Source organism: Cytophaga sp. (assembly GCF_051961495.1).
Taxonomy (GTDB): domain Bacteria; phylum Bacteroidota; class Bacteroidia; order Cytophagales; family Cytophagaceae; genus Cytophaga.
This window is the reverse complement of the sequence record NZ_JBQCDF010000240.1, coordinates 1-3,216: the sequence shown is the minus strand read 5'-3', so window position 1 is coordinate 3,216 and position 3,216 is coordinate 1. Positions and strand designations below refer to the sequence as shown.

Below are 3,216 nucleotides of genomic sequence, written 5' to 3'. Positions count from 1 at the left end.
ACCTGCGTTGTTCCGTTTTTCCATACATAAGAACTTCCCTTGCTGGCAGTCAATGTTACTGAACCTCCGTTACAGAATGTGGTTGCACCATCAGCCGTAATGGTTGCTGTCGGCAGTGCATTCACTGTTACAGCAATCTGTGCGCGGGCACTTTCACAACCGTTGGTAGTTTGTGAAACATAAAAGTTTGTTGTACCGGTTGCAGTGGTTGCCGGCGTTGGAGCTGCTGCCAATGCAGTGGTTGTAGTATTGTCTGCATACCACTTCAATGCAGTACCGGTCGCTGTTAATTGTGTAGCTGTTGCATTCTGGCAATAAGCGACTGCTGCTGTCACTGCAGGTGCAGCCGGAGCAATATTTACTGTAATAGTAGTTGCAGCTGAAGTAGCTTTGCAGTTATTCGCATTGGTAACTTCAACCGTATACGAACCAGCTGCCGTTGCTGTATAGGTTGCGGCTGTACCAACCTGGGTTGTTCCGTTTTTCCATACATAAGAACTTCCATTGCTCGCACTCAATGTTACTGAACCTCCGGCGCAGAAGGAAGTTGCACCGCCTGCTGTGATTGTTGCTGTCGGTAGTGCATTCACTATTACAGCAATCTGTGCTTTAGCGCTTTCGCAGCCACTTACATTTTGGGTAACAAAATAATTAACTGTTCCTACAGTTGCAGTTGAAGGTGTAATTGCAGTCGCTGAACCTGTAGTTGCTGTTGATGAAGTATACCACATCAAACTGGTACCTGTTGCTGTCAAGGCTGTAGCTGTGGCATTCTGGCAGTATGTTACTGTTGCTGTTACTGTTGGTGCAGCAGGCGTAGTACATGGCAACAAACCTTGCAGGATAGCTGTACCAAATAAGGAAGGATCTTCCCAGGCATCGTCTGTACTGGCATTCCATGATAATTTTCCATCTCTTGTCCCCCCATCATCGTCATCATTAATCATGAAGTCCATACCAACCAACTGTCCTACAGCGGGTGTACCCTGAAGAGTTGTCCATGGAATACGCGCCTCAACAATATAGCCGCCTGTACGTGCCACAGCTGCATAGGTAATGCCGGTTGTAGAACGACCGCTCGGCAGCGAACCTACAGTAGTACCATCATTCCATCCAAAGCTATACTGAACATCATTGGCTCCGTATGTAGTTGCTTTGTCGTTATTGATATCGACGTAGACTTCAACTGCATCATCGTCATATACATTGGTACTTTCATTTACCAATTTATCATCCGTTATATCTGCCAGTACATACAAATAAGTATCATCCCACAGAGCTTTAAAATTACCGGAGAGATCGGCACTGTTTGTTACGGTTCCCACAATGAGCTTGGCTGCTGCAGCCGGAAGTACACTTGCATTACTCCAGGGGGCTTCAGGTGTACCATCAATAGTAAGTGCACTTGATACTTTATATATCTTATATTTTTGTGAAACCCGGACAGTAATTTCTGTACGCGGACCTTCACAGCCATTTAATGTTTGGCCAACATAATATTTAGTAACACCTATAGTAGTTGTGCTTGGTGTTGGTGCCGCTGACAATGCAGTTCCTCCGGTTGATACGGTATACCACTTCAATGCAGTACCTGTCGCAGTTAATTGCGTTGCAGTCGCGTTTAGTTCGTAGTCATAAGAGGTCGTTGCGGTGGGTGCAGGTGTTGTACATGAAACGCATTCACTTACCGTAATATTTGAACTTCCGGAACTGTGGTAACCCTCAGATTCCATGATCTGGTAATCCCAGGTCGTACCCATAGGCATACCTGCTGCCTGCCATGCCGCAACGTGATTGGCAAATGTAATAGTTCCGCTGGATCTTGTCTGAGTGCGTACGCTCCAATACTGTTTGAATGTTGCAGTACCTATGATTGAAGGCTGATTGGTACGTGTAGCTGTATAAATAGTATATGTACCACCATCACTGGTATACGTTCCTTTTTGCTGTATGTCGCTTGTATTTCCTGGCGGGGTCCATTGTCCGTGATTTTCACATACATAATATTCAATCAGGTTGTTTTTTGTCCATCCGTATAAAGCAAGGAAACCATTGCTCCCGCCATCAAAGGAACCGGAAAAACATACTACCCGATCCGGTTTTCCAACGGCCCAGCCTTTGCCGGCAGTAAAGTTCCCGATATTGTTCCAGGTTGTACTATAATTACCTGCAGCACCCAACGTCATGGATGCTGATCCCTGCGAGCCATCATTCCAGAAGGAATAGAAAAAACCATTATTAGTACTTTGCGTATTAGTTGTTACGGTTTGTCCACTTACAGACAATGTTGTTATGAATAACCATGTAAGTGAAAATACAATACTGATTGTATTTTTGAATAGTAGAATTTGTTTCATGCCTTTATTACGTTATTACGGTTCAGGATTCACGTTTTTTATACTACTTATCGGAATGAAAAAAGTAAACAAAAAAAAGAAAAAATATAAAAAATGACTGTTTTAAGCCATTTAAATGCAAAATACAATCAATTGAATCCCCTCCCTACTCGGGAATATATTTTACGTTTCCTTTATCAATAAAAAACTCCCGGCTATTCTGTTTAACCATAAAATAGAGCGCTATTGTGTTACCGGAATAGTAGTAATCTTCATGATTACCATCATAAGTTCTCTCTGTATATAGAATCTCATCATACTCAGGCTCTATAACCCATTTCTTTGTATTGCTATTCCATATTCCCCACTTATTTCCTTTTTTCAAATACACATAGTCCCGGATCAAGTGTAAATACTCTCTTTCAAAACCATTCCCTCCAGGCTTTTGAAAATCATTTACACCTGGTAATGGTATTTTTTCAAACGCATTATTTAACATACCCACATTATCTGTACTATCTATATAGAAAATGAAGAAATCATTGTACTTATCATCATCCGGATAATATTCACTATCCATTCCATAATTATAAAATTCAAGTTTTTTATAATTGTTACTTCCTGACACTCTGCTGCCTGTACTATCTATAAGTATATACTTTCCTGAATCAATTTCAACGATCGCATATAATTGTCCATTGTTAAAACCCACTCCTATAAACTGCTGGTAGATCGATGCGTATTCTTTAATCTTACCATTTTCCGTCCGGAAACCTTTGTCCAGTTTTTGACTACTCACATACCGGGGATAATAAGCAACGCCATCTGCCATCATATATACTTCGTCTTTTAGTACCTTACCCGAACAATCAAATAATAT

The 3,216-nt window shown here is 41.6% G+C and carries 2 protein-coding genes; both read right to left on the bottom strand.

The features are described 5' to 3' along the window. A partial coding sequence (locus ACTHJT_RS13210; RefSeq protein WP_440238919.1) for a glycoside hydrolase family 11 protein occupies positions 1-2,357 on the bottom strand: 2,357 nt, incomplete at its 3' end. Positions 2,358-2,502: 145 nt separating this feature from the next. Continuing rightward, positions 2,503-3,216: hypothetical protein (locus tag ACTHJT_RS13205; RefSeq protein ID WP_440238917.1), on the bottom strand; the 714-nt coding region annotated here is incomplete at its 5' end.